Source organism: Actinoplanes sp. M2I2, assembly GCF_023544445.1.
Taxonomy (GTDB): domain Bacteria; phylum Actinomycetota; class Actinomycetes; order Mycobacteriales; family Micromonosporaceae; genus Actinoplanes.
Genome location: NZ_JALPVJ010000013.1, coordinates 170,674 through 194,242 on the forward strand (window position 1 = coordinate 170,674; position 23,569 = coordinate 194,242).

The following is a 23,569-nucleotide window of genomic DNA, read 5'->3' on the forward strand; positions in this document are numbered from 1 at the left end:
GGACTCGCCGGGTAGTCGCGGCTGCGCCGGCTGACCTTGGAGCGTGCATGACGCAGGCGAGCGAATCCGAAGTGGCCGGTCCCCGGAGCCGGCTGGTGGTGGGTGTGGTCGTCGCGTCGGTTCTCACCGTGGCGCTGTTGACGTGGGCCAAGTGGCTGCCCTACGCCGGCCGGATTCCCGGTCTCGCCGCCGATGGCGCCTGGCCGGGCAAGGACATCCTCGGCGTCGGTGGGGTGCGCCCCGGAGACGCCCCGTCCTGGTCGGCCGGGACGAGTTTCACCTGGGCGTACGCGCAGGCCGTCTGGCGCGCGCTCGTGGCCGCCCTGCTGATCAGCGCGGCCCTGCAGACCCTGATTCCCCGGGCCTGGCTTCTGCGGGTCCTGAACCGGCGCGGTCGGCTGCGGTCGGCGCTCGCCGGTGGGCTGGCCAGCACCCCGTCGATGATGTGCACCTGTTGCACCGCGCCCGTGGCGGTCGGGCTCAAGCGCCGGGGCGCCTCCACCGCGGCGGTGGTGGTGGCGTACTGGCTGGGCAACCCGTTGCTCAATCCCGCCGTCCTGGTGTTCCTGCTGCTGGTCGCGCCGTGGCAGTGGACGGTGACCCGGGCGGTGGCCGGGCTCGTGGTGGTCGTGGGCGGTGCCGCGCTGGTCGCCCGGCTGGCTGACCGACGACCGCCCGCCGGCCTGGTGGCGCCGGAGGAGGAGGACGACCCGCCGCCGTCGCTGCGCCGCTATGGCCGGGCGCTGTTCCGGTCGTCGGTGATCCTCGTGCCGGAGTACCTCGTGGTGGTCATGCTGATCGGCGCCTTCCGGGGCTGGCTGCTGCCGCTCGGCGGGAGCTCCGGCATCGTGGTCGTGCTCATGGCCGCCCTCGTCGGCACCGCGCTGGTCGTGCCGACGGCCGGCGAGATCCCGGTCGCCCAGGGGCTCGCGCTGGCCGGGCTGTCCCTGGGCGGCGTCGGCGCCCTGCTGGTCACCCTGCCGGCGGTGAGCCTGCCAGGGATGATCATGGTGGGGCGGGCCTTCGGATGGCGGGTCACCGTGGCGACGGCCGGTGTCGCCGCCGCCGGCGGGGTGCTGGGTGCCGGTCTGCTGTTTCTCCTCAGCGCGTGATCACTTCTGCACCCGGGCTCGGGCGTGCCCGAAGTACATGAGTTCCCAGATCGCTTCTTCGGTGTACTCCTCGACGGACCGGCCCGCCTTCAGGTGTTCGACGGTCAGGGTGCCGGCGAACCGCAGATAGGCCCCATCGAACCCGGCCAGCCGGGCGGCCATGCGCTTGGCGAAGGGCAGGTCCTTGGTGAGCGGATTGCGCGCGCCAGGTCCCGCTGCCGATTGAAGGTGACCACGTAAGTGTCCTCAGCGTCGACGTAGCGGTACCGGACGATGTTCGCAACCGGTTTGCCGGTCTGGTCGTCGGTGTAGATCTCCCGCGGATCGAACGTCACCTTCGCGGGGTCGTCGCCGATGATCCGCCCGCCGCGGGCCAGCATGAAGATCGGGATCTCGTCGTAGCCGTATTTCGGGGCGGCGGTGATGAACGAGGCGATGACCGTGTACGGCCCGGCCAGCCCCCGGCCCCAGTACCAATCGTGGATGATTTCCTGCATCCCGATGTTGCCCCAATTGTGGTCGTGATAGCCAACGCCGGTCGTCTCGTGCCGTACACCGCCGACTGTGTACGCGCCGCGCACGGCCCCCTGCGGCACGGCCGGGAGCCAGTTGAACTCGAGGTCCCTGCTCGGGCCGAACAGCATGTGCCCCGTTGCCGGGCGCCAGGCCGGGACGTCGGCGGTCAGGGTGAAGTCGAGCCGCACCGGGCCCGCGGTCGCCTGGATCTGATACTCGCGCAGGCCCGTACCGGAGAACCGGTTTCCCGGGCCCATGCGGACGTCGGTGTGGTCGCGTTCCGAGGACCACTGATCGGCCGGCACCGCGATGACGTGGTTGGACATGGTGCCATCGGGCAGTTCGAGATTGACCCGTAGTTGCGGCGACAGTGGTGCGGTCGCCGCGCCCAGGTCCTTGTTCATGAAGACCACCACGACCTTGGCGCCGTCGGCGAGGTGGGCGTCGAAATACCACCACTCGTAGGATCCGGACCGGTCGTCGGTACGGGCGCCGTCCTCCCATTCCGCGATCGTCCGCCTCGACAGCCGGAAGCGCTCGTAATCGGTGCTCATGACGGCAAGCTGGTCGGACATGTCATTTCCCTTTCTCGCAGGTGGAGCCTCGGCCGACGTGGTTCGCGCCGGATCGTCCTGGATAACGGACGTCGATCCGGCGGACGATGTGACACTCGCGCCGCGGTTGTGCCTCGAGTCACGGAGACGCCAACGGGGCGAGCCGGTCAGCCGCAGCCCGACCGCCGGGTCGTGTCACGTTCGTCAGCGATCGATCGTCCCTACGGCATGAGTCTCAGCGCGAAGCGCATCATCGTGTTGCTGTTGGCCGTGTCCGCGGCGATCGTCGGGGTCTGGGCGGCAGCCTTCCCCGTGTCGTTCTACAACGACTTCCCGTCCCCGGGCCGGCACTGGGTCTCGACGCTCGGCCCCTACAGCGAGCATCTCGTCCGGGACGTGGGTGGCCTCTACCTCGCCCTGCTGGTGCTCAGCACGTACGCGTGGCGACGGCCCACGGTCGCCGCCGTGCGCATGACCGGCGCCGCCTGGACCATCTTCAACGCCGAGCACTTCCTCTGGCACCTGCTGCACCTGGACATGTTTCCGCTGATCGACAGGGTCGGCAACGTGGTGAGCCTCGGCGGCATCCTCGTCCTGTCGATCCTGCTGTTGCTACCCGATCGATCGGCAGACGGCACCGGATCCCCGGCCGGGAACAGCAATGCCGAAACATCTCGTACGGAAGCGAACAACGGTGCCATGCTCCCGAGGTTCCAGGGGCGCGTTGAGGGGATCGAACGCGAGGTGTGACCCACTCGACGCGGGTCTTTCCGACCGTCTTCTTCGAACCGTCGATGCAGCCGGTCACCTACGACGGATCGTATGGCGCGACCTCCACAGCGAGCACAAGTCCTCCCGTTGGCACGGCGAAGCTCGCCTGTACCAGCGCTCGCTGCACGGCGGCCGGATCGCCGGGCAGCGCTGCGGTCATCGCGCCGATCACCTGCTCGCCGCTCGATCAGAACGAAGACGAACAGCAGAGCCGCGCTGACGGTCAGGGTCGCGATGGTTGCCGGGTCGTCCCAGCCGTCCCCCTCACCAGGTCGGGTGAGGCCGTAGACAAGGCCGACCAGCCCCAGCGAACCGGTGATGGTGCCGGGGACTTCGACAAGTCCGGGCCGGCGAGGCGACTCCCGCAAGAGCTTCGGGGCCAGGGCGGCGGGAGCGATGAGCGCGGCGCTGCTGCCCTGCAGGATGCGGACGGCGAGCAGGAGCGGGACCACCGAGCACCGACGCGGCGGCGAAGCCCACCATGCCGGTCATGAGCTGCGCCGGTAACCGAGCATGTCACCGAGCCGCCCGCCGAGCAGGAGCAACCCGCCGAAGAACAGCGAGTTGGTCATGATTCCGCTACCTCCGGGCACGACAGTGCGCCGCCACCGAGGGAACGACAATTTCCATTGCGGTCATGGCAAACATCGGGAGATGTCCGGTCACGCTCGCCGCAGTGCGTTGAGCGCACGTTCCTGATCCAGCCACGCGCCGGGCACCGGGTCGTCCTCGGTGCCCGACGCGCAGGTCAGACCGTAGGGACCGGACGACCCACCGCCCAGCTCCCGCGGTGGCCTCCGGCAGGATCCGGTCGGTCGCCTCCACCAGGTGGAGGCCGAGGTCCTCGGAGCTGGAGTCGCGGGCCGGTTCGGTGACGTCGATGGTCGGAGAGCGATGCGACCCCAGTCAGTCGGGGGGGCCGACGGGGCTGCCCTGGCTGGCCGGGCTGTCGGCGGCCTCTCCCGGGACACCTGGACCGCTGGTGTCGGCGAGGTCGCGGTGGTCCTCGTCCAGGTCTCCCGGGTTGCCGTTGTCGGGTTCGGTCATCGCGTCGGTGTCCATGGAACCGGGGTCCGCGATGCTGCTGCGATCGTGATTCGGCAGAGTCATGAGTGGCGAGTACCCGCTCTTCGCGGTCGTACCCGCAAGGCTCTGATCACCTTCGAGGCCGGCTGAAGGCCCGCCAGGCCCGGGCCGACCCACCGGCAGCGCAGGTCTCAGCATCTGTGATCTACGGCCGAAGTGGGGACTATGCCGGATCAGATGTTCCTGTTGGCGAATCTGGTCATCACGGTCGCGTACGCGTCGATCACCGTGGCAGTCGTGATCCCGGTGACCAAGGCCGGGCAGCTCCGCACCAACAAGCTGGCTGTGGCCACGTCGATGATCTTCTTCAGTTGCGCCGTGGGACATGCCCTGCACGCGGTCATGGCCTATCAGACGATCGTCGACGCGCCGGCGACACACCTGCCTGGGCACGGCGCAGGATGGTCGTGGACGTCGGCTCTGTGGGACGCCGGCACGGCCGCCGTGGGTGTCTACTACTGGAGTTTGCGCCGGGGATACGGAGTATTGCTGGGTCAGGGGGCGATCTATGTCGACCCGTGGGGACAGCGCCGGCTGGATCAGGCGGCGGCCCGCGAACGGGCTGCCCAAGATCTTGCTGAAGCGCAGCGTGCCACCCTGGCCACGGTGGTCGAGCACAGCGACGACGCCATCGTCGGGCTGACCCCGGAAGGTCTCATCACGGCCTGGAACCACGGCGCCGAGAAGCTGTTCGGCTACCCGGCCGGGGAGGTTCTCGGCCTGCCCGCCATGATGCTGGCCGACGAGGCGGGGGTCGAACAGCAGCAGGACGTCCTGGCTCGCATCCGCAACGGTGAGGGCGGCCGGTCGTACGAGGCCCGGCGGCAGCGGAAGAACGGCACTCCGGTCGACCTGGCGTTGACCGTCACGCCGATCGTGGACCAGGCCGGGGCGGTGATCGGGGTCTCGGTGATCGCGCGGGACATCACCGCGGCGAAGGAAGCCATCGCGCGCCAGCGTGCCGTCGAGGACCGCACCAACCAGGCGCAGCGGATGGAGAGCCTGGGCAAGCTGGCCGGCGGTGTAGCCCACGACTTCAACAACATCCTCGCCATCATCGGCAATTACACCGATTTCGCGATCGAGGAGACAGCTGACAAGCCGCAGGTGCAAGCTGACCTCAGACAGGCCCGCACCGCGGTGGAGCGGGCCGCCAACCTGACCCGGCAGTTGCTCACCTTCACCCGCGGCGATGCGATCCAGCCCCGCGACGTCGACCTCAACTCCTCGATCGCCGAGGTGCACGCCATGTTGCAGCGCACCATCGGCGAGGACATCAGCCTGATCGCCCTCCCCACTGCGCAGCCGCTGGTCGTGCACGCCGATCCGGGACAGATCCAGCAGGTTCTGCTCAACCTCGCGATCAATGCCCGTGACGCGATGCCGGACGGTGGCACCCTCGTCCTGGAAGCCAACGTCACCACGCTCGACGGCGAAGAGATCAACATGCAGCCGGCGCTGCCCGCCGGCACCTACGCCCGGCTGGTGGTCAGCGACACCGGCCATGGCATGTCGGCCGACACCGCGGCTCACATCTTCGAGCCCTTCTACACCACCAAGCCGCACGGCAAGGGAACCGGGCTCGGCCTGGCCACCGTGTACGGCATCGTCACCGAGGCCGGCGGCAGCATCAATGTGTACTCCGAGCTCGACATCGGTACGACCTTCCGGGTCTACCTGCCGCTCGTGACCACCGCGGCCGTCATCGAAGCGCCCACCGGCCACCATGCGCCACCGTCCGGGGACGGCGGCACCGTCCTGGTCGTCGAGGACGAACCTGCCCTGGCCCGGGTGGTGAATCGCATCGTCGCCAAGGGCGGATACCGTGTCCTCTCGGCCGCGAACGGCGCGGAGGCTCTGGAAATGTACGAGACCTTCGGCTGCGACATGCTGCTCACCGATGTGATCATGCCCGGGATGTCCGGTCCCCGGCTCGCCGAGCTCCTTCACGAGCACGACCCACGTCTGCCCGTGGTCTACATGTCCGGCTACAGCAACGGTCTTCTCGGCAAGACCCACGTTCTCGACGAGGACATCACCTTCATCGAGAAGCCCTTCACCGCCTACGAGCTGTTGAACACGCTCGCCTCGGCCAGGCCGCGCGCCTGGGGATAGCTCGGCCGATGCGTACGTCGTCGCACGGTGGACGGTCCAAAGGACCATCCACCGCGCCGTGCCTTCAGCCGACGGTGCACACCACGCCGTTGAGCGTGAACGCGGTGGGGACGGCCGTGTTGCCGGTGTGGGTGGCCTGGAAGCCGACGCCGACCGACGCATTCGGGGCGATGGTGGCGTTGTAGGCGACGTTTCTGGCTGACACCCGCCGGACGTGGGGGAGTAGGTGGCGTTCCAGCCGGAGGTGACCGACTGCCCACGGGGCAGGGTGAAGGCCAGCGACCAGCCGTTGACCGCGCTCGTACCGGTGTTGGTGATGACGAGGTCCTCGGTCAGGCCGGTGTTCCAGGCGTTGACCGTGGCCTCGACCCGGCAGGGGTGACGGTCAGGTTGTCGAACGGCCACGGGAGAGCCGGGACACCTTCACGCTGCCGGTCATGACCGGAGTCCGCTGCGGGAGGTCCACTGCTGGTTGGCGCCGCCGTTGCAGGCCCACAGGTTGAGCTTGGTGCCGGCCGCGGTCGCGTTGCCGGGGGCGTCGAGGCACAGCCCGGACTGGACACCGGAGATGGTGCCGTTGGCGTTGACGTTCCACTGCTGGTTGGTCTGTCCGCCGCAGTCCCAGACGATGACCGCGGTGCCGTTGGCGGTGCCCTGGCCGGACGCGTCGAGGCACTTGTTGCCGTACACCCTCAGCTGTTTGCCCGAGGTGTACGTCCAGCGCTGGCCGGTCGCTGTCCCGCAGTCGGCGAGTTGTGCCTGGACGCCGTTGGTGGCGGCGGTGGCCTCGACACAGCGGCTGGACTGGGTGCCGACCAGCTGCGCCGTCTGCTCGGCTCCCCCGGACCGGGGTCCGGCGGCCGACATCACGGCCTGCGCGCCCGAGGGCCAGTTGCCGTTCGACACCGTCACGTTGCCGGACACGACGTTGCCCCGGTCGCCGTTGGTGACGTTCGTGCTGTTGTTGGTCGACCAGTTGTTCGTCACGGTGAAGTTGCCCATGTTCTCGGCGAACCAGTAGTTGGCGGTGGCCCACGTGCCGGTGGAGGAGAAGACGTTGGCGCGGGCGGTGTAGTAACGCGAGCCCTCGTCGAAGTAGATCCCGAAATAGCCGTTGGTCCGCAGGCAGTAGTTGTCGCTGATCAGTGCGCCCGGGTTGGCCGACAGCGTGTAGATGCATCCGCCGTCGTTCATCTGCTGCATCACGTCGTGCACGTAGTTGCCGACGAGCTGGTTGCCGGACGCGGTGGTCGCCGTGCTGTAGCGCGGCTGATAGTTGTACAGCCCCCGGTCGGCGTAGTGGTTGCTGCCGCCGGCGTCGTTCGAGCCCCAGCCGTACCCGATGGACATGCCGGTGTACGGCAGGTTGTAGGCCTCGTTGTGCGAGATGACGGCGTTGGTGACGTAGGTGGCGAGCACCGACACGATGCCGCGGTGGTCCGTCCCGAGATCGTGCAGGCGGTTGTTGCTGATCGTGATGTTCCGGTTCACCATGCGGGCGTCGCTCGGATGGTGCGCGTCGGCGCGGACACCGCCGACCACGATGCCGCCCGCGACGTTCCGGGCGATCTCCGAGCGGGTGACCGTGATGGCGCTCGCGCCCAGCCCGACCCCGCTGCCGTGCGCGCTGACGTCGTTGCCGATGCCGATCGCGGTCTGCCCGAGGTTCACGAACTGCGAGTCGGTGAAGGTGACGTTGTTGGCCGCCGAGACCTGCACGGCGGCGGGGGACTGGAGCCAGTTCGGCCGGGTGGCCTCGAACTGGGGGCAGCCGTTGTGGCAGGAGCTGAAGCTCGGCCAGCTCCAGTTGCCGGAGATGTAGGCGCCGGTCTGCTGATCGGCGTAGCCCTGGCTGCCGCTGGGAGCGAGCCAGCTGGTGCCGGTGAAGGTGATCCCGCTGAACGTGAGGTGGTGCGCGGGCGCGTCGTAGGTGCCGCCGACCTGGACCAGCGACTGCAGCGCCGGCAGTTCCACGCTGACGGTGGCCATGTTCTGCCCGGCGAGCGGGATGTACGACAGCGCACCGGTTCCGGGATCGAGGTACCACTCGCCCGGACTGTCCAGGAACTCGTACGCGTTGCTCAGATACAGCGGCCCGGCCCGGTGTGGCTGGGTGAACGTGTCGTACCCGAAATTGTTGTTGCTCCACCCGGGCTGCTGCATCGTGATCTGGTTGCCACTGATGCGCTGCACCGAGACGTACCGGTCGGTGAAGGAATTGATGCTCTCCATCTGGATGCGGCTCTGGCCGGCCAGATTGTTCAGGTAGCCCAGGGCGCCGTTGGTGAACCTCAGACCGGTGCTGTCCGCGGTGAAGTCGGCCCGGTTGACCTGGGTGCGGGCTCTGGTCGCGACGGCGCCGTCGACGTAGAGCTGCCGGCTGTCGAGGCCGGCGCCCACAGAGGCTCGCCAGATGTTGCGGCCGGCGTCGACCTGCGACCACCCGGTGACCGGCCGGGCGCCGCTGATCACCGGACGCGCCGAGGGGGCTGCCTGCCACACCACGCGGTAGCCGTTGGAGCCGGAGTCGGCGGCGGTCATCCGCAGCGGCGACGACTGGCGGTAGACACCGTCGGCCAGTTGGACGACGACGTCGCCGGACATCGAGCCGTTCAGGGAACGCACTGCGGTCTGGGCGGCGGTCAGCGAACAGGGTTGGGCGGCGGTGCAGCTCGTGCCGGTTCCGCCCGGGGCGGCGTAGAGCACGGCTGCGGCGGCGTGAGCGGGGCCGGCGACAGCAACGGCGGCGGCCGTGGCGAGGGTGGTCAGAGCCGCCGACACGGTCGCGATGAGTCTGGGTCCGGGCGCTGAGGGGGATGACGGTACGGACACCGGGGCTCCTTTTCCAACGCACTCGCGGTGGTTTCGTTGCCGTGAAGTTAGCGTTAACTATTGGCAGCGTCAATGACGTTCATCGATGTCAGTGGAAGGCCGGGGCTGGATCGCCGGGCGCGATCTGCGGGGCTTCCGAGCCACCTGACGCGTAACAGTTTCCGGTGAACCGGCGACGTGCCACTTTGCTGGTGGTGCAAAGTCCGGCCGTTCGGACAGGCCTCGGGCGATGCAGTTGTGAAGGTTAACATCAACGAGCCCAGGCAGCCGCGAACCCGGGAGGTCCGAGGTGTCGAGCCGGAGTGCCTCGGTGTATCACGGCTGTTGCAAACATCATACGTATGCCCTTATATTTCGTCGCGATGAACAGCGCGTCAATGGGGTCGGACTGACAAAGGACACCGATATGGTTGGAAACACGCGATCCGGACGCACCCGCCGAGGACCCACGTCGATCGGGGGGGCCGCTGCCCTGGCCATCGCTCTCGCCCTGACCGGTTGCGGCAGCGGCGGTGGTGACGACGATGCCTCAGCCGGCACCTACGGCTTCGAGCAGGCCACCCAGGACGACAAGGCCGAGATCACGGTCTGGGTGGACGCCGACCGCACCGGCGCGGCCGACGCGTTCAAGAAGGCCAACCCCGGCGTTCCGATCAAGGTGGTCACCTACGACGGCTCGGCCAACGGATCCAACTCGTTCCGCACCAAGATGCAGCTGTTCGACCGGGCCGGCAACGGCTGGCCCGACGTCGTCTTCTCCACCCAGAACAACGACGCGGCCTGGGCGAGCCAGAAGAGCAACGGCAAGCAGGCGTTCGCGGCCGTCCTCGGCGACGGGCTCGTTCCCCAGGCCACGCTGGACGGTTTCACCCCCGGCTCGCTGAACCCGTGCACCGTCGACGGCAAGGTCTACTGCCTGCGCAACGACCTCGCCCAGGCGGTGCTCTGGTACAACAAGAGCCTGCTCGCCAAGTTCGGCTACACCGTGCCCACCACCTGGCAGGACTACCAGGCGCTGGGGGAGAAGGTGGCTCGCGAGCACCCCGGGCACATCGTGGGCACGGTCGGGGACGCCTGGACCCCGGAGGTCTTCTTCTGGGCCAGCAAGTGCCAGGCCAACTCCATCACCGGCCCGAAGTCGGTCACCGTCAACACCGGCACCCCGGAGTGCCGACGGGCGGCGTCCATGCTGGACACACTGATCAAGAACGGCACGACCCCCGCCGTCAGCGTCTTCACGCCCGAGTTCGTGAAGAAGTACTCGGGCAAGGTGCTCGCCATGCCCGGGCCGGCCTGGTATGCGGGCGCCATCTTCAACAACCCCCAGTCGTTGAACGTCCCCAAGGGCGAGCTGGGCGTGGCCGCGCCGCCCGCGTGGCAGGGCGAGCCGGCCGTGACCGGCAACGTCGGAGGCGGCACCTGGTTCATCAGCAGCCACTCCAAGAACCTCAAGGCGGCCGCGGCGTTCGCGCAATTCGTCACGACGGCCGACGACTACCAGGTCGACCTGGCGCCGGGCTATCCCGCGTACGCGCCTGCGGCTACCAAATGGATCAAGAAGCAGGAATCGAGCGGGTACTACGCCACCGATCTGCAGCCGATCGTCAAGGCCGGCACAGAGATCTGGGACGGCTGGGGCTCCGGCATCTTCAGCCAGGAAGCCATCTGGGCCAAGACGATGACCCCGGGCATCGCCGGCGGCAAGAACCTGGTCGATCTGCTCCCGCAATGGCAGACCGCGATCAAGAACCAGGCTCAGGTCGACGGCTACACGGTCAAGTGACTGCGGTAGAGCAGACCGCCCGGCCGGCGGCCGTCCCGCGCCCCCGGCCGAGCGGTGCGCGTCCCGGCGGCGGGCGAAGCGCGATGAGCTACGGCTTCGTCGCCCTCTATGCCGCCCTGACTGTCGCCTTCGGGATCCTGCCCACGCTGTACGCGGTCTACCTCGCCTTCACCACCGGCGAGGGCGGCTTCGCCGGGCTGGACAACTTCACCAAGGTCATCGGCGACTTCCGGTTCCTGCCGGCCGTCGGGCACGTCGCGTTCTACCTGGTGATCTGGCTGGTCTCGCTGGTTGTCCTGGTCACGCTGCTGGCGCTGGTCGTGCACACGATCCGGTGGCGCTGGCTCAGCAGCACCCTGCGGCTGGTCTTCTATCTGCCCGGCGCGCTGGCCGGGGCGTCGAGCGTCCTGCTCTGGCTGTTCGTGCTCGACCCGACGGCGAGCCCGGTCGGCGGCCTGCTCCGGTTCCTCGGCCTGGACAGCTTCGTCCAGGTGATCGTGCCCGGGAACCTTCCGCCGATCTTCGCCATCATCGCGTTCTGGACCGGCGCGGGCGGCTGGATCGTCATCATGTACGGAGCGCTGAACAACATCAGCCTGGAGGTGATCGAGGCCGCCCGGATCGACGGCGCCGGCCCGGCACAGATCGCCTGGCGCATCCAGTTGCCGCTGCTGCGCAAGTGGATCTCGTACATGGGCATCATGTCCCTGGCCGCCGGAACTCAGCTGTTCGTCGAGCCGCAGTTGCTGTCCCAGGCCAGCAACGCGGTCGTGCCCAACGACTACTCGCTCAACCAGCTGGCCTACCAGTACGCGTTCCAGCAGAACGACTTCAACGGAGCGGCGGCCATCTCCCTGCTGCTGCTCGTCATCGCCCTCGTGCTGTCGGCATTCTTCGTGATGCGCGGTGGCCTGTTCGAGACGGACTGAGCCTCATGACGACACGGCAGGTCCCTCGCCCGGGCACCCGGCGGGCAAGCGTCAGCGGGTGGAGCGGTCGCACCATCATGGCGGTGGTCGTCCTGGTCTTCGTGCTGTTCTTCGCGATCCCGATCGTCTGGCTGCTGCTGGCCTCGACGAAATCGGCGCGCGGTCTCCTCGTCGACAATCCGTTCGCGCCGGGCAGCCTGGGCGGGCTGACCGCCAACTCGGAGGCGTTGTTCGGCTTCGGCGAGGGGGAAGTCACCACCTGGGTCGGCAACTCGGCGCTGTACGCGGTGGGCGCCCTCGTCATCACCCTGATCGCCAGCATCCCGGCGGGCTACGCCATGGCCCTGACCCGGTTCCGGTTCCGGCGCCTGCTGCTGATCCTCACCCTGGTGGTCATGCTCATCCCGAACACCGCCCTGGTGCTGCCGATCTTTCTCGAGCTGAACACGGTCGGGCTGATCGGCAGCCCGCTGTCGGTGATCCTGCCGATGTCGTTCTTCCCGTTCGGGGTCTACCTCACCTACATCTACTTCTCGACCAGCATTCCTCGCGACCTGCTCGCGGCGGCCCGGGTGGACGGGTGCCGGGAGTTCCAGGTGTTCACCAGGATCGCGCTGCCGCTGGCCGCGCCGATCGTGGCCCTGGTCGCCTTCTTCAGCTTCGTCCAGAGCTGGAACAACTTCTTCCTGCCGTTCGTCATGCTGCCGTCCAGCGACGGCTATCCGATCCAGGTCGGACTGACCTCCCTGCTGGCCTCGACCCCGGCGTTCAACCCGAGTTCCGCCGGCACGCAGTCCATCCAGCTCCCGACGCTCGCGCTGGCGACCGTCATCTCGGTGCTGCCGGTGTTGATCGTCTTCCTCTTCTCCCAACGGTTCCTGGTCGCCGGCATGACGGCGGGCGGAACCAAGGAGTGAGCCGGGAACGCGTACAGAAGGAGAACGGGTGAAGGTCACCGGATACCGCAGCCTGACCACGAAGCACGACTGGGGCCGGCTGATCGGCGACGCCAACGGGGTGATGACGTCCCCGCTCACCGACGTCCACGTGCTGATCCTGGAGACCGACAACGGCCTCGAAGGGGTCGGCGTCGGGGCCCACAGCGAGATCGACCGGGTGTTCGGCGCCGTCGAGGGCGAGGACCCGCGCGGCGTCTCGGCCCTCTACGACCGGATGCTCGACCACGTCTTCAAGTCCGGGCATTCGGGGGCGACCTTCGGCGCCGTCGGCGCGATCGACATGGCCCTGTGGGACCTCAAGGCCAAGGCGGCCGGCGAGCCGCTGTGGCGCACGCTGGGCGCGCTCGACCGGTTCGTCCCCGGTTACGCGTCCGGGCTCGACATCGCCCTCGACGACGACGCCCTCGTACGGCTCTACGAGGAATTCGCGGACCGCGGCTTCAGTTCGGCCAAGCTCAAGGGCGGGCACGACGTCGAGCACGACCTGCGCCGGCTGGAAGCGGTACGGGACGTCCTCGGCCGCGATTCGGCCCGTCCCGCCCTGATGTTCGACGCGAACGAGTCGTGGAACCGGTCGCAGGCCGTCCGGTTCATCACGGCCCTAGAACGCCGGGTCGACCTCACCTGGGTCGAGGAGCCGGTGCGCCGCTGGGACGCGGCCGGGCTCGCCTCGGTGCGGCGCGGCATCCGCGCCGCCGTCGCGACCGGCGAGAACCTCACCGGCCTGGAACAGTACCGGCCGCTGCTGGACGCCGACGCGGTCGACGTCGTGCAGGTGGGCAACGTCTGGGGGATAACGCACTTCCTGCGGGTGGCGGCGGTGGCGCACGCCCGCGATCTGCCGGTCAGCCCGGTGGCCTACCACACCAACCCGGTGGCGCACGCGGCCGCGGCGGTGCCCAACCATCTGGCCTTCGAGGTCCAGGGGCTCACCGCGCCGATCGGGCTTCAGGTCGACCAGGAGTACGCGGACGGCGGGATCGTCCTGGGCGACGAGCCCGGCCTCGGCATCCGGGTCGACGAGGACCACATCGACCGGCTGCGGGCCACCGACACGGGAGCGGCCGTCGCCGGCCCGCACGTGCGCCCCGTCCGGGCCGGCCTGCGGCTGGTCCCCGACGAGGTCCGGTTCCCGGTGTGAGCCGGTCCCTGGACACCCATGTGCACCTGTGGGACCGGTCCACCGACCCGCAGCCCTGGATCGACCCGGCGGCGATGACGGCGATCGACCGCGACTTCGCGCCCGCCGACCTCGCGCCGATGCTGGACGCGACGGGCATGGCAGCCGCCGTGGTCGTCCAATCGAGCAACAGCGCGGCCGAGACCCGGCGCCTGCTGGCCCACCGGAGCCCGCGCATCGCCGGGGTGGTGGGCTGGCTCGACCTCACGACCGACCCGGGACCCCAGCTCGACCGGCTGGACCCGGCCGACCGGCGACGGCTGGTGGGCGTCCGTCATCTGGTCCACCTCGACCCGGACCCGGAGTGGCTCACCCGGCCGGCCGTGGGCGCCGGCCTCGGCCGGCTGGCCGAGCACGACCTCGGCTTCGATCTGGTGCTGCGATGGCGGCAGCTGCCGCTGACCGCGCGAGTCGTGAAGGCGCGCCCGGACGTGCGCTTCGTCGTCGACCACCTCGGCGGCGTGGCCGAGGCCGACGACGTCGCCGGGTGGGAGACCGCGCTGCGGGAACTGGCCCGGCTGCCCACCGTGTGGGCGAAGATCTCCGGACTGGCCACCCTGGCCGGCCCGGAACGGACCAGGACGAGCCGCCTGCGGCACGCCGTCCGGGTGGCGCTCGAGGCTTTCGGGCCCGACCAGCTCATGTACGGATCCGATTGGCCGGTGGCCGAGCTCGGCGTCGGGGCGGCGACCTGGCGGGCCGTCGTGGACGAGCTCCTCGCCGAGTTGAGCGGGCCGGAGCGGGAAGCGATCCTGTCCGGCACCGGGTCGGCGTTCTACCGGGTCGCGCCATGACAGAGGGCCTTCGCCGGTTGCCGGCTCGGGGCCGATCCGGGCGCGGCGTCCTCGCCCTCGGCGGATCAGCGCTGGGCAACCTCGGCCGGGCGGTCGACGACGACCAAGCCGCGCGGACGACCGAGCGCGCCTGGCAATGCGGTCTTCGCTGGTTCGACACCGCCCCGCACTACGGTCTCGGGCTCTCCGAGCGCCGCCTCGGAGCCGAACTGCGCCGCCACCCGCCCGAGGAGTTCGTCGTGTCGACCAAGGTCGGTCGCCTGCTCGTGCCGGAGGCGAATCCCGCCGCGTGGGACACCGAAGGGTTCGCCGTTCCCGGCGACCTGAGACGGCAGTGGGACTTCTCGCCGTCGGGAGTCGAACGTTCCCTCGAGGCGAGTCTGTCGCGGCTGGGTCTGGCCGCGGTCGACATCGCGTACGTGCACGATCCCGACCAGGCGTGGGCGGGCGCGGCCCGGGAGGGTCTGGCCTCCCTGGCCCGGCTGAAGGAGGCCGGTGTCGTCAAGGCCGTGGGCATCGGCACGAACGCCACGGACGGGCTCGCCGAGATCATCCGGGACGGTCTCGTCGACGTCGTCATGCTGGCCAACCGCTACTCGCTGCTCGACCACACCGGCCTCGAACCGGTCCTCACCCCCGCCCGGCGGGCCGGGGTCGCCGTGGTCGCGGCCGGCGTCTTCGCCACCGGCCTGCTCGCCACCGCGCGTCCCCGGCCCGGCGCCACCTACGAGTACGGTCCCGCGAGCGCCGAGATGGTGGAGCGGGCCCACCGCATCGCCTCCGTCTGTGACCGCCACGGCGTGGACCTGCCCGCGGTCGCGCTGGCCTTTCCTCTGCTGCACCCCGCGGTCGTCGCGGTCGCCGTCGGCATGCGCTCACCGGACGAGGTGGAGGAGAACCGGCGCCGATTCGACACCGACATCCCGGACGGCGTCTGGCGCGACCTGGTCACGGAAGGTCTGATCGAGGCCGGGACAGTCCCGGTCGAACAGCAGCCCGGCGAGGGCGGACCTCAGTCGTCCGGATCCTTGCGAGGGGGTTCGAAGCGGCGCCGCTGCCACGAAGAGACGATGTGGTGACGCATCGACTGCTCCGCCGCGGCGACGTCCTGGCGGGCGATCGCGTCGGCGACGGCGGCATGCTCGTCGAGAGTCGACTGGAACGCGTTCTCGTAGCCCATGCCGTGGAATCGGTTGCTCTCCAGCGCGTGCAGGTACAGGCGTTTGGCGATGTTCTCGGCGAGATGGTTGCGGGACAGCTCCATCACGGTCAGGTGGAAGACCACGTCCGCCTGCCGGAAGGAATCGCTTTCGTGCTGGGTCTCCCGCATCACCTGCAGCGCGTGCTCGATACGGGTCAGTTCCTCCGGGGTGCGCCGGGCGGCCATGGCGCCCGCCATCGCGGACTCGAGACTTCCCCGCACGATGGTCAGCTCGTCGAGGATGCCGAGCGACTCGTCGTTGTCGATGAGGGCCGAGAGCACCAGCGGGTCCAGCATGTTCCACGAGCCGGACCGGGCGACCTGGGTGCCGCGGCCCTGGGTGACGATCACCAGACCCTTCTCCTCGAGCCGCTTGACCGACTCCCGGATGACCGTCCGGCTCACCCCGAAATGCTCGCTGAGCGGGCCTTCCGGGGGCAACAGCTCGTTCTCGGTCAGCTGGCCGGTGACGATGAGCTCGACCAGTTCGCTGACGACCGCCACGCTCAACCGCTCGGCCCGCCGGCGTGGGGGAAAGGCGAATTTGTCCGGTGCGGCGGTCATGGCAGTACCTTACCCACGGCCGGACCCGGCCGACCGGATGATCCGCCCGGGAGCGCCGGCTCGGGGCCGACCGTCAGGCAGCGGGCCGGCCCGGAGTGGGGGCCGGACCTCGCCCTGCTGGGAGATCCAGGGCAGACATCGATGATCCGTGACGGTGATCTTGGCTGGCCGAAAGGTTGAGGCGTGCGGTCGGTCGGCTGCGGAGCGTCAACGGCGTCGGTCTCGGCAGCGGCGGCTTGCCTGATGACCTGGCCTGCCGCTGTTATTTCATCGTTATCAATTTTACGTCCATGAATGCCATCGGCGCTCGATGAGCGGTTACCGTGGGTGATGTGCAGCGGGTTCATCTTCTGTTGACACGAGACGCGGCCCGTCAATACCTTCGCAACCCTTGATCCACAGGCGTTTCACGGGGGAGGGCCGAGTGGCTACTGGTCGCTGGACTGCGACGGGTGCTATTCATCGATGGTTGTCGGGGCGTCGCCGGGCCGTACTGGTCGGCGGGGTGGTGACCGCTCTCGCGGTCACGGGCGGCATCACCGTCCTGACCCGATCCGATGGAGGCATCAGCACCGAGGCGTTGGGCGACGGGGTCAGCGCGGAGTCCCGCGCGCTCCGTCAGGCCAAGGAGCTGGGCCGTCCCGTACGGGTCGACTCGCTCACCGACGAGACCACCGAGGTGTGGGCCCGCCCGGAGGGTGACTTCCGGGCCGACCTGAGCGTCGGCGCCGTCCGCGTCCGCCGCGACGGCGACTGGGTGCCGGTCGACCTGACCTTGCGCGCCGTCCAGGGCCGGGTGGAGCCCGTCGCGCACCCGAAGGGACTCGTGCTCTCCGGCGCCCGCCGGGCCGGGACGAACGACCTCGCGGTGGTCGGCACCGGCAGCGAACGGATCGCGATGCGCTGGACCGGCCGTCTGCCGGCTCCGACGGTGAAGGGCGCCGAGGCGACGTACGCCGAGGTCCTGCCCGGTGTCGATCTGAAGGTCCGGGCCACCCGGGACGGGTTCGCCCAGTCGCTGGTCGTGAAGAGCCGGGCCGCGGCCGGGCGTCTGCGAGACGTCAAGCTGCCGCTGACCGGTCCGGGCGCGACCCGGTTCCATCGCGACGGCAGCGGGGCGACCACGTTCTCGTCGGCCGCCGGCAAGGTGACCGCGACCGTGGCTCAGCCCCTCATGTGGGACGCCGCCCGGGACGCCACCGGCACCCCGACCCGCACGGCCGTGCTCAAGACCGCGGTCGCCCGGAGCTCCGGCGGGGCGACGTTCACCCTCACCCCGGACCTGGCCTGGATGCGCGACGCGCGGACGACCTACCCGGTGGTGCTCGACCCGACCGTCACCACGATCGCCGACACCTTCGACATCTATGTCAAGGAAGGGGTCGGCACGGCCAACGACACCACCAACGACCTGCAGGTCGGCCTGCTCAGCGGCAAGATCACCCGGTCCTTCCTGACGTGGAACTCCAGTGTCCTGGCCGGCAAGCAGATCACCGCGAGCACGGTCAAGTTCTTCAACTTCTGGTCCAACGTGTGCACGGCCAAGTCGTGGTCGATCTGGCCCAGTGCCAGCGCCACGCCGACCACCGTGTGGAGCAACCAGCCGGCCGTGGTCGGCACCGTCCCGTCCGCCTCGTCGAGCCAGACGCAGGGCGGGCCGAGCCCCTGCTCCGACCAGTTCGTCAGCATCGACGGCCGGGCGTTCTTCCAGCACTTCGCGACGGCGGCCACGACCCGGGCCTACATGGCGGTGAAGGCCACCGACGAGACCGACCTGGACGCGTTCAAGCAGTTCCGCAGCAAGGACGGCGAGGCGGCCGACGAGGTGCCGACCGCGTCGGTGACCTACAACGCCTACCCGACCGTCACCGCGCGCTCGACGGTGCCCGCCACCGCCTGCGCCTCGGGCGCGGCCCGGCCCCTCATCAACACGCTCACGCCGCAGCTCAAGGCCACCGTGGCCGACGCCGACAACGCCCTGTCGGTGGCGTACGAGTGGTGGTCGGTCGACACCAACACCAAGATCGGCGGGCAGACCCTGACCGGGGTCGCCACCGGCACGGCGACGACGGTGACCGTGCCCGCCGGAGCGTTCGGAGACGGCGGCCGCTACAAGTGGCGGGTCCAGGCCGGCGACGGCGTGTCCGGCAGCTCCACCTGGTCGTCCTTCTGTGAGATGACCACCTGGGTGACCGCGCCGCCGGCCAACGGCTGCCCCGGCTCGGCCGGAATCTCCAACGATTACAACGGTGACGGTGTCGCCGACGTGGCCGTCGGCGACCCGGACGCCACGATCGGCGCTCAGGCTCGGGCCGGCTCGGTCACCGTCTCGTACGGCGGAACCGGTGTGACCCAGCTCGTCCAGCAGGGCGTGGACGGGGTCGGCGGCGGGGCCGAGGCCGACGACCGGTTCGGCTACTCGCTGGCGAGCTATGACGCCAACCGCGACGGTTGCTCCGATCTGGCCGTCGGCGCGCCCGGCGAGGCGGTCGGCACGGCTCTCGAGTCCGGCGCCGTGATGGTGCTCCTCGGCTCGCCGGCCGGGCTGTCCAAGGGTCCGGCGGCCCTGTGGGTCGATCAGAACGCGGCCGGCTGGGCTGACGACGTCGAGGGCGGTGACCGGTTCGGCTGGTCGCTGGCGGCCGGCGCCACCGCGGCCGGTGAGCCCTTCCTGGCCGTGGGCGCCCCCGGCGAGGACATCGGCGCCGGCGCCGATGCGGGCATCGTGCACTACAAGCGCGGCACGACCAACGCGACCATGTGGGGCGGTGCCGGCGTGCCGGGCAGCGCCGAGAACGACGACCAGCTCGGCTACTCGCTGGCCGCCACGCCGTACCACCTGGCCGTCGGCTCGCCGGGCGAGGCGATCGGCGCCAGCGTGTTCGCCGGCACCGCGGTCGTGTTCACTCACGAGATCAGCGGCACCCAGCTCAAGCTGCTGCAGGTGCTGGCGGACGACCCGGCCGAGACGGGCGACCCGGTCGTGGCCAACGACACCGTCGGCAAGTCGCTGGCCATGACGGCCTATCCGGCCGGCGGGACCGGCGCGTCCCTGCTGCTGGCGGGTGCGCCGGGCAAGGACGTCGGCGCCACCGCGGACGCCGGAAAGGTGTACCGGTGGGTGGTGACGGCCACGACGTGGACGCCGATCGCCTCGGTGAGCCGGCCCGGCGCGGCCGCCGGTGACTACTTCGGCGAGCAGGTGCGGATCGCCGGCGGCACCGCGCCGGTGGCGGCGGCCGGCGCCCCCGGCGCCGACCGGGACGGTGTCCTCGACGCGGGTGCGGTCTTCTCCTTCCCGGGGCCGGCCGCGGCGGTGACGCCGGCCGAGGTGACCCGCGGGACCGATGCCCAGCAGGCGATCGGCGCGTATCTCGGCTCGTCGGACCGCAACCTCTATGTCGCCGACCCGCGAGGCGGCACGGTCACGGCGTACCCATGGGCCGGTCTGACCGCCGGTGGCACCTGGAACGCGGGCGACGGCGCCGCCGCCTTCGGCACGGCGGTGTCCTGATGGGACAGACACAGAGCGGCAAGCACAACGGGGGAAAGGCCGGATCGGCGATGACACAAGGATTGCTCCTCGGACGGGGGTTGCGCGGCACCGGCCTGCTGGCCGGCTTGGCCGCTCTGCTCGCCGGGTACGCGGTGGCCGGCCACCCCACCGCGGCGGCCGCCGCCGTCGACCAGGCGAAGGCTGTTCACCAGGCGCCGGGCCAGGACCCGATCCGGCCGACCGAGCAGGGCGCTGTCACGTACGCCGCACGACTCGGCGACCGGGTGGAGATCGAGGCTTTCCGCACGGAGACCCGCTCGGTGTTCGCCAACCCGGACGGCACCCTCACCGCCCGCGAGTACGCCCAGCCGGTACGCGTCGTCCGGCAGGGCCGCTGGGTCCCGGTCGACGCCACCCTGGCCGCCAACCCCGACGGCACGTACGCCCCGAAGGCGGCCACGCTCGGCCTGACCCTCTCGGGCGGCGGCGCCGGCCCGCTGGTCAGCGTCGACCGGGCCGGCCGGACCCTGGACCTGAGCTGGCCGGGCGCCCTGCCCGAGCCGGTGGTCCAGGGCGATCGGGCCACGTACGCCGAGGTCCTGCCCGACGTCGACCTGGTCGTCAACGTCGGCGTCTCGTCCTTCTCGCACGTGCTGGTGGTCAAGTCGGCCGCGGCCGCCGCCAACCCCGAGCTGGCCGAGCTCGAGTTCGGTCTGAAGACGAACGACCTGAACGTCGCCGAGTCCCCGGACGGCGGCCTCACCGCGGTCGACGCCTCCACCGGTTCGCCCGTGCTGGAGGCCCGCGAGCCGGTCATGTGGGACTCCGGCGAGCCGGCCACCGCCCCGGCCGCCCGCAAGCTGGTCGACCCGAAGCCGCTCGCCGCCAGCGAGGAACCCCCGGCCTCGGCCGACCGGGCCACCCTCGGCCTCGAGCTGGCCGGCGACACGCTCACCCTGACGCCGGACCGGGAGATGCTGGCCGACCCGGCCACTACCTTCCCGGTCTACATCGACCCGATCTGGCAGGACACCCGCAACAGCGGCTGGACGATGGTGGCCAGCGGCTTCGCGGCCGAGGAGTACTGGAAGTTCTCCGACACCGAGGGCGTCGGCGAGTGCCCGGTCTCCTCGGGCTACTGCAACGGCAGCGGGGTCAAGCGCATCTTCTACGCGCTGCCGACTCCGTACAGCGGCAAGTCCATCCTCAGCGCCGAGCTGGCCGTCACCATGACGCACACCTACAACGACTCGGCCAAGGCGGTCTCGGCCTACCACGCCAAGACCGGTATCAGCTCCGGCACCAACTGGAACAACCAGCCCGCGCTGGGCGCGAAGCAGGACACCAAGAGCCCGACCGCGACCAAGGGCTCGTGCACGCCGGACAACCAGAACGTCCGGTTCAACGTGAAGAGCATCGTCACCGACGCCGCGTCCAAGAACTGGGCGAGCACCACGTTCGCCCTCAAGGCGGACAGCGAGAGCGATCACACGGCGTGGAAGCGGTTCTGTGGCAATGCGATCCTCGAGGTGCGGTACAACCGGGCGCCCAGCACGCCGGTGCAGAGCCAGCTGACCAACGACCCGGGCGGCGTCTGCGTCTACGGCGCCAACCGGCCCTACGTGGACGTCCCGCCGGTGCTCAAGGCCGTGCTCAAGGACCCGGACCACTCGTCCGCGCACGCCGAGAAGCTCAAGGCGCAGTTCAAGGTGTACTGGCCCTCGGAGGCGCCGACCAAGGAGGTCACCTACCTCACCGGCGAGAAGAACAGCGGCAGCACGTTCTCCTACAGCACCACCGGGCTCGGGATCCCGCAGAACGTGACGATCGGCTGGGAGGTCCGGGCCTACGACGGCACCGTCTACGGCAACTGGAGCAGTTACGGCGACCAGACCCGGTGTGAGTTCATCTATGACGCGACCACACCGGTCGCGCCGGACGTCGACTCCTCGCTCTACCTGCCGTGGGACGCCGCCGACGCCAAGCCGGCGTGTGTCGAGTCCAAGCCGCCGACCGCGGAGGACCCGGAGCCGGCCGACGTGCCGCTGGGCTCGGTCGGCATGTACGGCAAGTTCGTCTTCGACTCCTCGGCGACCGATGTCGTGGAGTACCAGTACGGCTTCGACACCAACCCGTCGCCGAACAACTCGCTCAAGCCGACGGCCGACGGCGGTCCGGTCAGCATCGACTGGATGCCGCAGGAGGACGGGCCGGTGACGGTCAACGTCCAGGCCATCGACCGGGCCAAGCGCAAGAGCGCGATCGCCAGCTGCACCTTCCGGGTCGGCAACCACCGCCCGGTCGACTGGAGCCTGGGCGAGGCGGCCGGCTCGGAGTCGGCGATGGACGGCGGCGCGGAGCACCCGGCCACGCCGGGCGCCGGCGCCGTGTTCGGCACGCCGGGCCCGGGGTGTCAGGAGACCGGTGACACCTGTCAGGTCGACCGGGCCGTCGGCTTCTCGGGCGGAGCGGACGCCTATCTGGCCACCGGCACGGCCGCGCTGGTCGACACCGGGCGGGGCTTCGGTGTGGCGGCGTGGGTCAAGCTGACCGACGGCGCGGCCGACCGCACCGTGGTCAGCCAGGACGGCACCGGCCAGGCCGGGTTCTCGCTCGGCTATGACGGCACCTCGAAGAAATGGGTGTTGCGGGTGCCGATGACCGACGTGCGTTCGCTGGGCGAGTTCACGGTGTCGAGCTCGGCGGCGGCCGCCATCGGCAAGTGGACGCACCTCGCGGCCACCTATGACCCGGTCAAGCAGGTCCTGCGGCTCTACGTCAACGGCGGCGCCGCGACCGAGGCCGCACGTCGCTCGGCGTTCACGGCGTACGGCGTCACGCAGTTCGGCCGGCGCCTGGAGAACGGCCGCTACCAGGACAACTGGAAGGGCGCGATCGCCGACGTGGCCGTGTTCGACCGGATCGTGGTGCCGGCCGAGGTGCAGCAGCTGTCCAGCCTGCGGCCGCTGCGCCTGGCCTACTGGCCGCTCAACGACGCCTCGGACAACCTCAGCCCGCAGTACAACGACGCCGGGCAGGAGATGTCGCTGGCCGGCGGGGCGTCGCTCTACGCGCCCGACTACGAGGCCGATCCGTTCGCCGAACCGCCTCTGGTCGGCTCCGGCCACCTGGTCCTCGACGGCGTCGACGACCACGCCCGGACGGCGTCGCCGGTGGCCCTGCCCAAGGGCAGCTTCACCGTGTCGGTGCGGGTCCGGCTGGCCGGCGCCCAGTGCACCCGCACGATGGCCGCTCTGTCCGAGGCGGGTGTTCGCACCAGCGACTTCGTGCTGCGGTGCAACGCGCAGAACCAGTGGGAGGCGCTGCTGCCCACCGGCGACACCGACGCCTCCCCGGTCACCAAGGTGGTCGACAATCAGGCGCTGCCCAGCAACGACTCGTCGGGCCAGCATCTGGCCCTGGTCTACAACGCGTTCCGCGACTCGGTGACGCTCTACGTCAACGGCCAGGTCGCCCAGACCGGCACGGCCACGCACCGCGGCGGCTTCAACGGCGCCGGCGGCGTTCAGGTCGGCCGGTCGCTGCTGGCCGGGGTGTTCGGCGACTACTTCGCCGGCGCCGTCGACGACGTCCGCATCTACAGCGGCGTCGCCGATGCCCCGACTGTTCAGCTGCTGGCCGTGCCGACCGAGCAGGCCTCGCTGTGACCGCCCGTC

The 23,569-nt window shown here is 70.0% G+C and carries 15 protein-coding genes and 1 pseudogene; 11 read left to right on the plus strand and 5 right to left on the minus strand.

Annotated elements, in window-relative coordinates; translation table 11 throughout:
* Window positions 1-47: 47 nt before the first annotated feature.
* On the plus strand, window positions 48-1,112 hold the full coding sequence (locus tag HJC40_RS26890) for a permease (protein ID WP_250004905.1): 1,065 nt from the start codon (window positions 48-50) through the stop codon (window positions 1,110-1,112).
* A gap of 104 nt (window positions 1,113-1,216) precedes the next feature.
* Here HJC40_RS26890 and HJC40_RS26895 read toward each other — a convergent pair whose 3' ends face one another.
* Window positions 1,217-2,032, minus strand: a complete 816-nt coding sequence (locus tag HJC40_RS26895; RefSeq protein ID WP_250004907.1) for a hypothetical protein — start codon at window positions 2,030-2,032, stop codon at window positions 1,217-1,219.
* A gap of 378 nt (window positions 2,033-2,410) precedes the next feature.
* Here HJC40_RS26895 and HJC40_RS26900 point away from each other — a divergent pair, with 378 nt between their 5' ends.
* The gene (locus tag HJC40_RS26900; RefSeq protein WP_250004909.1) at window positions 2,411-2,932 is read left to right on the plus strand and encodes a hypothetical protein; all 522 of its coding nucleotides are present in this window, start codon (window positions 2,411-2,413) and stop codon (window positions 2,930-2,932) included.
* A gap of 927 nt (window positions 2,933-3,859) precedes the next feature.
* Here HJC40_RS26900 and HJC40_RS26905 read toward each other — a convergent pair.
* A complete protein-coding gene (locus tag HJC40_RS26905; RefSeq protein WP_250004911.1) occupies window positions 3,860-4,063 on the minus strand; it encodes a hypothetical protein in 204 nt (67 codons plus the stop codon).
* 141 nt (window positions 4,064-4,204) lie between these two features.
* Between HJC40_RS26905 and HJC40_RS26910 the strand changes: the two genes are divergently transcribed.
* Window positions 4,205-6,154: a PAS domain S-box protein gene (locus HJC40_RS26910; protein WP_250004913.1), complete on the plus strand. Its 1,950-nt coding sequence runs from the start codon at window positions 4,205-4,207 to the stop codon at window positions 6,152-6,154.
* Window positions 6,155-6,218: 64 nt separating this feature from the next.
* On the opposite strand, the pseudogene HJC40_RS26915 reads toward HJC40_RS26910, so the two are convergent.
* Window positions 6,219-6,529, minus strand: a pseudogene (locus HJC40_RS26915) (cellulose binding domain-containing protein); the annotation flags it as partial.
* A 60-nt stretch (window positions 6,530-6,589) separates the two neighbouring features.
* A complete protein-coding gene (locus HJC40_RS26920; protein ID WP_250004915.1) occupies window positions 6,590-8,935 on the minus strand; it encodes an RICIN domain-containing protein in 2,346 nt (781 codons plus the stop codon).
* Between the two features lie 457 nt (window positions 8,936-9,392).
* Here HJC40_RS26920 and HJC40_RS26925 point away from each other — a divergent pair, with 457 nt between their 5' ends.
* The 6 genes from HJC40_RS26925 to HJC40_RS26950 all read left to right on the plus strand — a co-directional run bounded on the left by HJC40_RS26925 (window position 9,393) and on the right by HJC40_RS26950 (window position 15,710).
* Window positions 9,393-10,769: an ABC transporter substrate-binding protein gene (locus HJC40_RS26925; RefSeq protein WP_250004918.1), complete on the plus strand. Its 1,377-nt coding sequence runs from the start codon at window positions 9,393-9,395 to the stop codon at window positions 10,767-10,769.
* Between the two features lie 83 nt (window positions 10,770-10,852).
* Window positions 10,853-11,698 (plus strand): carbohydrate ABC transporter permease, encoded by an 846-nt coding sequence (locus HJC40_RS26930; RefSeq protein ID WP_250004921.1) that lies wholly within the window; start codon window positions 10,853-10,855, stop codon window positions 11,696-11,698.
* Window positions 11,699-11,703: 5 nt separating this feature from the next.
* Window positions 11,704-12,615 carry a carbohydrate ABC transporter permease gene (locus HJC40_RS26935; RefSeq protein ID WP_250004924.1) on the plus strand — a complete coding sequence of 304 codons (912 nt, stop codon included), beginning with the start codon at window positions 11,704-11,706 and terminating at the stop codon, window positions 12,613-12,615.
* A 28-nt stretch (window positions 12,616-12,643) separates the two neighbouring features.
* On the plus strand, window positions 12,644-13,798 hold the full coding sequence (locus tag HJC40_RS26940) for a mandelate racemase/muconate lactonizing enzyme family protein (protein WP_250004927.1): 1,155 nt from the start codon (window positions 12,644-12,646) through the stop codon (window positions 13,796-13,798).
* Complete coding sequence (locus HJC40_RS26945; RefSeq protein WP_250004930.1) at window positions 13,795-14,631, plus strand: amidohydrolase; 837 nt, start codon at window positions 13,795-13,797, stop codon at window positions 14,629-14,631. The genes HJC40_RS26940 and HJC40_RS26945 overlap by 4 nt, the downstream gene beginning before the upstream one ends.
* The gene (locus tag HJC40_RS26950; RefSeq protein ID WP_250004934.1) at window positions 14,628-15,710 is read left to right on the plus strand and encodes an aldo/keto reductase; all 1,083 of its coding nucleotides are present in this window, start codon (window positions 14,628-14,630) and stop codon (window positions 15,708-15,710) included. The genes HJC40_RS26945 and HJC40_RS26950 overlap by 4 nt, the downstream gene beginning before the upstream one ends.
* Here the strand turns inward: HJC40_RS26950 and HJC40_RS26955 are convergent.
* Window positions 15,644-16,396: a FadR/GntR family transcriptional regulator gene (locus HJC40_RS26955; RefSeq protein ID WP_250004936.1), complete on the minus strand. Its 753-nt coding sequence runs from the start codon at window positions 16,394-16,396 to the stop codon at window positions 15,644-15,646. The two genes, HJC40_RS26950 and HJC40_RS26955, sit on opposite strands and share 67 nt — an antisense overlap.
* 469 nt (window positions 16,397-16,865) lie before the next feature.
* Here HJC40_RS26955 and HJC40_RS26960 point away from each other — a divergent pair, with 469 nt between their 5' ends.
* Together HJC40_RS26960 and HJC40_RS26965 are read left to right on the plus strand one after the other, a co-directional pair.
* Entirely contained in the window at window positions 16,866-19,910 is a 3,045-nt protein-coding gene (locus HJC40_RS26960) for a hypothetical protein (protein ID WP_250004940.1), read from the plus strand.
* Between the two features lie 50 nt (window positions 19,911-19,960).
* Window positions 19,961-23,560, plus strand: coding sequence for a LamG-like jellyroll fold domain-containing protein (locus HJC40_RS26965; protein WP_250004943.1), 3,600 nt, complete (start codon window positions 19,961-19,963; stop codon window positions 23,558-23,560).
* The last annotated feature ends 9 nt before the right edge of the window (window positions 23,561-23,569 follow it).

Bases quoted from the DNA above. Each gene is read 5' to 3' on its own strand.
- HJC40_RS26905 (WP_250004911.1), bottom strand. From the start codon at position 4,063: ATGACTCTGCCGAATCACGATCGCAGCAGCATCGCGGACCCCGGTTCC.
- HJC40_RS26950 (WP_250004934.1), top strand. From the start codon at position 14,628: ATGACAGAGGGCCTTCGCCGGTTGCCGGCTCGGGGCCGATCCGGGCGC.
- HJC40_RS26930 (WP_250004921.1), top strand. From the start codon at position 10,853: ATGAGCTACGGCTTCGTCGCCCTCTATGCCGCCCTGACTGTCGCCTTC.
- HJC40_RS26890 (WP_250004905.1), top strand. From the start codon at position 48: ATGACGCAGGCGAGCGAATCCGAAGTGGCCGGTCCCCGGAGCCGGCTG.
- HJC40_RS26895 (WP_250004907.1), bottom strand. From the start codon at position 2,032: ATGAACAAGGACCTGGGCGCGGCGACCGCACCACTGTCGCCGCAACTA.
- HJC40_RS26935 (WP_250004924.1), top strand. From the start codon at position 11,704: ATGACGACACGGCAGGTCCCTCGCCCGGGCACCCGGCGGGCAAGCGTC.
- HJC40_RS26955 (WP_250004936.1), bottom strand. From the start codon at position 16,396: ATGACCGCCGCACCGGACAAATTCGCCTTTCCCCCACGCCGGCGGGCC.
- HJC40_RS26910 (WP_250004913.1), top strand. From the start codon at position 4,205: ATGCCGGATCAGATGTTCCTGTTGGCGAATCTGGTCATCACGGTCGCG.
- HJC40_RS26965 (WP_250004943.1), top strand. From the start codon at position 19,961: ATGACACAAGGATTGCTCCTCGGACGGGGGTTGCGCGGCACCGGCCTG.
- HJC40_RS26925 (WP_250004918.1), top strand. From the start codon at position 9,393: ATGGTTGGAAACACGCGATCCGGACGCACCCGCCGAGGACCCACGTCG.
- HJC40_RS26900 (WP_250004909.1), top strand. From the start codon at position 2,411: ATGAGTCTCAGCGCGAAGCGCATCATCGTGTTGCTGTTGGCCGTGTCC.